Annotated in this window: 4 protein-coding genes; 3 read left to right on the top strand and 1 reads right to left on the bottom strand. The window is 68.7% G+C overall.

Features of this window, described 5'->3' with window-relative positions; all coding sequences use genetic code 11:
- Positions 1 to 38 precede the first annotated feature (38 nt).
- Positions 39 to 545 carry a peptidylprolyl isomerase gene (locus K0M70_RS15130; protein WP_290783349.1) on the bottom strand — a complete coding sequence of 169 codons (507 nt, stop codon included), beginning with the start codon at positions 543 to 545 and terminating at the stop codon, positions 39 to 41.
- Between the two features lie 163 nt (positions 546 to 708).
- Here K0M70_RS15130 and typA point away from each other — a divergent pair, with 163 nt between their 5' ends.
- From typA to K0M70_RS15115, 3 genes are all read left to right on the top strand, one after another.
- Positions 709 to 2,550 carry a translational GTPase TypA gene (gene typA / locus K0M70_RS15125; protein WP_290783347.1) on the top strand — a complete coding sequence of 614 codons (1,842 nt, stop codon included), beginning with the start codon at positions 709 to 711 and terminating at the stop codon, positions 2,548 to 2,550.
- Positions 2,551 to 2,574: 24 nt separating this feature from the next.
- The gene (locus K0M70_RS15120) at positions 2,575 to 3,339 is read left to right on the top strand and encodes a sulfite exporter TauE/SafE family protein (protein WP_290783345.1); all 765 of its coding nucleotides are present in this window, start codon (positions 2,575 to 2,577) and stop codon (positions 3,337 to 3,339) included.
- Between the two features lie 68 nt (positions 3,340 to 3,407).
- Entirely contained in the window at positions 3,408 to 5,003 is a 1,596-nt protein-coding gene (locus K0M70_RS15115) for an amidase (RefSeq protein WP_290783343.1), read from the top strand.
- Positions 5,004 to 5,087: the final 84 nt, after the last annotated feature.

Below are 5,087 nucleotides of genomic sequence, written 5' to 3'. Positions count from 1 at the left end.
CCCCCCCCCCCCCCCCCCCCCCCCCCCCCCGGTCGCCATCAGGCGACGTCGAGCGCTTTGTTCCACTCGCTGACGCGGTCGGCCTGGGACGCCAGCAGGGCGGTGGTGTCGCCCTCGAGGGTGACGCTTTCGATCTTGTCGCCGCCGCGCACCGCGTCCACGACCTGCTGGTCGCCGGCGCCGATGACCTCGCCGAACACGGTGTGCTTGCCGTCCAGCCACGGGGTGGCCACGTGGGTGATGAAGAACTGGCTGCCGTTGGTGCCCGGGCCGGCGTTGGCCATGGACAGCACGCCCGGCTTGTCATGGCGCAGGTCGGCGCGGCACTCGTCCTCGAAGCGGTAGCCCGGCCCGCCGGTGCCGCTGCCCTTGGGGCAGCCGCCCTGGATCATGAAATCAGGGATGACGCGATGGAAGGTGAGGCCGTTGTAGTAGCCGCGCTGGACCAGATTGACGAAGTTGGCGACCGTCAGCGGCGCCTTGTCGGCGTGCAGCTTGATGCGGATCGGGCCGCGCGAGGTGGTGAAAGTGGCGATAAGGGACATTCGAGGCTCCGTGGGGTGCGGGCCGGCGCGCCGCCGGCGGGGCGCCTAGGATGCCACACGGGCAGGCCCATGGCCGCCGTTCAGGCCGTTTGGTCATGGAATCAGGCTATAATGCCCGGCTTACTTACCCACCGAGACAGTGCGCCCGCCGGCGCCCATCCGCATGTCCATCGAAAAGCTCCGCAACATCGCCATCGTCGCCCACGTCGACCACGGCAAGACCACCCTCGTTGACTGCCTGCTCAAGCAGTCGGGCACCTTCGCCGAGCGCACGGTGACCACCGAGCGGATGATGGACAGCAACGACATCGAGAAGGAGCGTGGCATCACGATCCTGTCGAAGAACACGGCGATCCGCTGGAAGTCGCCCGACGGCGAGGAATACCGCATCAACATCGTCGACACCCCGGGCCATGCCGACTTCGGTGGCGAAGTGGAGCGCGTGCTGTCGATGGTGGATTCGGTGCTGATCCTGGTGGACGCGATGGACGGCCCGATGCCGCAGACGCGCTTCGTCACCCAGAAGGCCTTCGCGATGGGCTTCAAGCCGATCGTCGTGGTGAACAAGGTGGACCGTCCCGGCGCCCGCCCGAACTGGGTGCTCGACCAGACCTTCGACCTGTTCGACCGCCTGGGCGCCACCGACGAACAGCTCGACTTCACCACCGTCTACGCCTCGGCGCTGCATGGCTACGCCGGCATGGAGCAGGAAGTGCGTTCGGGCGACATGACCCCGCTGTTCCAGACCATCATCGATCATGTTTCGCCGCCGCCGGTGGACCTGGACGGCCCGTTCCAGATGCGCATCACGTCGCTGGACTACAACAACTACGTCGGCATCATCGGCGTGGGCCGCATCCAGCGCGGCAAGGTCCGCACCAACATGCAGGTCACCGTCATCGACCGCAACGGCAAGCCGCGCAACGCCAAGGTGCTGCAGGTGCTGGGCTTCCACGGCCTTGAGCGCCATGAAGTGAAAGAGGCCCAGGCCGGCGACATCGTCGCCATCTCGGGCATCGAGGGCCTGAGCATTTCCGAGACCGTCTGCGACCCGTCTATGGTGGAACAGCTTGAAGTGCTGACCGTCGACGAGCCGACCATCAGCATGACGTTCCAGGTGAACAATTCGCCGTTCGCCGGCAACAAGGACCGCAGCGGCGGCAAGTTCCTCACCTCGCGCCAGCTGCGCGACCGCCTGATGCGCGAAACCCAGCACAACGTCGCGCTGAAGGTGGAAGACACCGAGGACGCCGACAAGTTCAAGGTCAGCGGCCGCGGCGAGCTGCACCTGTCGATCCTGATCGAAACCATGCGCCGCGAAGGCTACGAAATGGCCGTTTCGCGCCCGGAAGTCATCATCAAGGTGATCGACGGCGTGAAGTCCGAGCCGATCGAAGCGCTGGTGGTGGACCTTGAAGAGCAGTTCCAGGGCGGCGTGATGCAGCGCCTGGGCGAGCGCAAGGCGATCCTCCAGAACATGGAGCCCGACGGCAAGGGACGCGTGCGCATGGACTTCATGATCCCGGCGCGCGGCCTGATCGGCTTCCAGACCGAGTTCCGCACCATCACGGCGGGCACCGGCCTGCTGTTTCATGTGTTCGACCATTACGGCCCGCGTGCCGATGGTGAGATCGGCCAGCGCCAGAACGGCGTGCTGATTTCCAACGGCACCGGCCCGTCGCCGGCCTACGCCCAGATCGCCATGCAGGAGCGCGGCCGCCTGATGGTGGAGCCGGGCGAGGAAATTTACGAAGGCCAGATCGTCGGCATCCACGCCAAGGACAACGACCTCACGGTCAACGCCCTGCGCGGCAAGCAGCTGACCAACTTCCGCGCCTCGGGCACCGACAAGGACGAGGGCCTGATCCCGGCCGTGAAGCTGTCGCTGGAGCAGGCGCTGGAGTTCATCGACGACGACGAACTGGTGGAAGTGACCCCGGTGGCGATCCGCCTGCGCAAGAAAGAGCGCACCGAGAACGACCGCAAGAAGGCCAACCGCGGCTAATCCGGACTCCGGAATCGTCCGGCCATGTCCTGGGAGCTTTGGCTGCTCACGGGGCTGGCCGGCTTCGCCGCCGGCCTGCTCGACAGCATCGTCGGCGGCGGCGGCCTGATCCTCACGCCCGCGATGCTGAACCTGCATCCGGGCCTGGGCATCCTGCAGACCATTGCCACGCAGCGCACCAGCTCGCTGCTGGGCACCAGCGTGGCGGCCGTGAACTACTTCCGCCACGTCACCGTGGAGCGCCGGATCGTGGTGCCCGCGCTGTTCTCCGCCCTCGCCTTCTCGGCCATCGGCGTGCAGTTCGCCAAACGCATCGACCCCGACCTGCTCAAGGCAACGGTGCTGGTGGTGTGCGTGCTGCTGGCCATCTACACGGTGCTGCGCAAGGACCTGGGCCTGCGCGAAGACCGCCGCTATGCGCCGCGCGCCGAGGCGTGGGCGGCGGCCGCGGTGGGAGGCGCCTGCGGCTTCTACAACGGCCTTATCGGGCCGGGCACCGGCACGCTGCTGGTGTTCGCCTTCGTCAGCGTGGTCGGGCTGGATTTCCTCAAGTCGTCGGCAGTGTCCAAGTCCACCAACGTCGCGGCCGACCTGAGCTCGTGGACGGTGCTGGCCGTGGGTGGCTTCGTGCAGTGGACGCTCGCGGTGCCGCTGATCATCGGCAACGTGCTGGGAAGCTACGTCGGCAGCCGGCTGGCCATACGCAAGGGCGACCGCTTCATCCGCATGATCTTCCTGGCGGTGGTGTTCGCACTGGTGGCGCGCGTGGGCTGGGGCCTGCTGCAGTAGATTGATTGCGGCCTCACCGGGCCGGCGCAATACTCGGGCTTTATGCCGTGCCTACCCGAGGAAACCCGATGCGCCCACTTCCCGTCCTGGCCTGCGCGCTGCTGCTGGCCGCCTGCGCCCGCGAGCCTGCACCCGAAGCGTCCGCACCGCCGCCGCCGAGCGATCGCGCCGTAGGGCCGCTGGTGGCCGAAATGACGCTGGCCAACGCCAGTGCGCAGATGGCCGCCGGCCAGCTGAGCGCCGAAGCCCTGGCCGGCGCCTACCTCGAGCGCATCGAGCAGATCGACCGCGCCGGCCCGGCGCTCAATTCGGTGATCGAACTCAACCCCGATGCCCTGGCCGACGCCCGCGCGCTGGACGCCGAGCGCAGCGCCGGCAGGGTCCGCGGGCCCCTGCACGGTATCCCGGTGCTGCTCAAGGACAACATCGACGCCGTCGGCATGGCCAACTCGGCCGGCTCGCTGGCGCTGGCGGGCCATCGCCCCACGCGCGACGCGTTCATCGTCTCGCGCCTGCGCGACGCCGGCGCGGTGATCCTGGGCAAGACCAACCTCAGCGAGTGGGCCAACTTCCGGTCCACCCGATCCAGCTCGGGCTGGAGCTCGCGCGGCGGCCAGACCCGCAACGCCTACGTGCTGGATCGAAACCCCTGCGGATCCAGCGCCGGCACCGGCACCGCGATCGCCGCCAGCCTGGCCATGGTGGGCGTGGGCACCGAAACCGACGGCAGCATCATCTGCCCTTCGGCGGTGAACGGGCTGGTGGGCCTGAAGCCCACGGTGGGCCTGGTCAGCCGCGGCGGCATCATCCCCATCTCGGTTTCCCAGGACACCGCCGGGCCCATGGGCCGCAGCGTGGCCGACGTGGCGGCGCTGCTGAACGTGCTGGCCGCGGTGGACGACGCCGACCCGGCGGGCCCGGCTGCCAACGGCAGGCTGGCCCTCGACTACACCGCCGGCCTGGCGCCGGATGCGGTTGCCGGCAAGCGCTTTGGCGTGCTGCGCCAGGCCATGGGCTTCAATCCCGACGTGGATGCGGCCGTGGAGCGCGCCATCGCCAGCCTGCAGGCCGGCGGCGCTGAAGTGGTGGACATCGAGATCGCCACGTGGCGCCAGTGGGGCGAAGACGAGTTCAACGTGTTGCTGTACGAGTTCAAGGACGGCCTCGACGCCTATCTTGCCGCGGCGGGCGGTGAGCACGCCTCGCTCGAATCGCTGATTGCCTGGAACAGCGCCCACGCCGCCGAGGCCATGCCGCACTTCGGCCAGGAAATCTTTGAACAGGCGCAGGCCAAGGGTCCGCTCACCGAGCCGGCCTATGTCCAAGCCCGCGATCGCGCCCGCCGCCTCGCCGGCGAAGAGGGCCTGGTGGCGGCCATGGACCGACACCGCCTGGACGCGGTGATCGCCCCCAGCACTTCGCCCGCCTGGCCCACCGACCATGTCAACGGCGACCATTTCTCGGGCGCCGGCTATGGCATCGCGGCGGTCGCGGGCACGCCCAGCATTACCGTGCCCTCAGGCGAGGTGCGCGGGCTGCCGATCGGCGTGGTGTTCATGGGGCGGGCCTACAGCGAGGCCGAACTGCTGGGCTACGCCTACGCCTTCGAACAGGCGACGCTGGCACGCAAGCCGCCGATGTTCGTTCCCACGCTGGCCTACTGAGGCCGGCGCGACTGCGGCGCCGCGCTTGAATCGGGGCCCGGCGGATTAGGCCCGCCCCGGCCCCGGCTAGAGGCCGGCGCGGGC

Origin of the sequence: Arenimonas sp., from assembly GCF_019459675.1 — a bacterium.
Taxonomy (GTDB): Bacteria; Pseudomonadota; Gammaproteobacteria; order Xanthomonadales; family Xanthomonadaceae; genus Arenimonas.
Note: the sequence above shows the minus strand (reverse complement) of the source record. Positions and strands in the feature narration are given on the sequence as shown.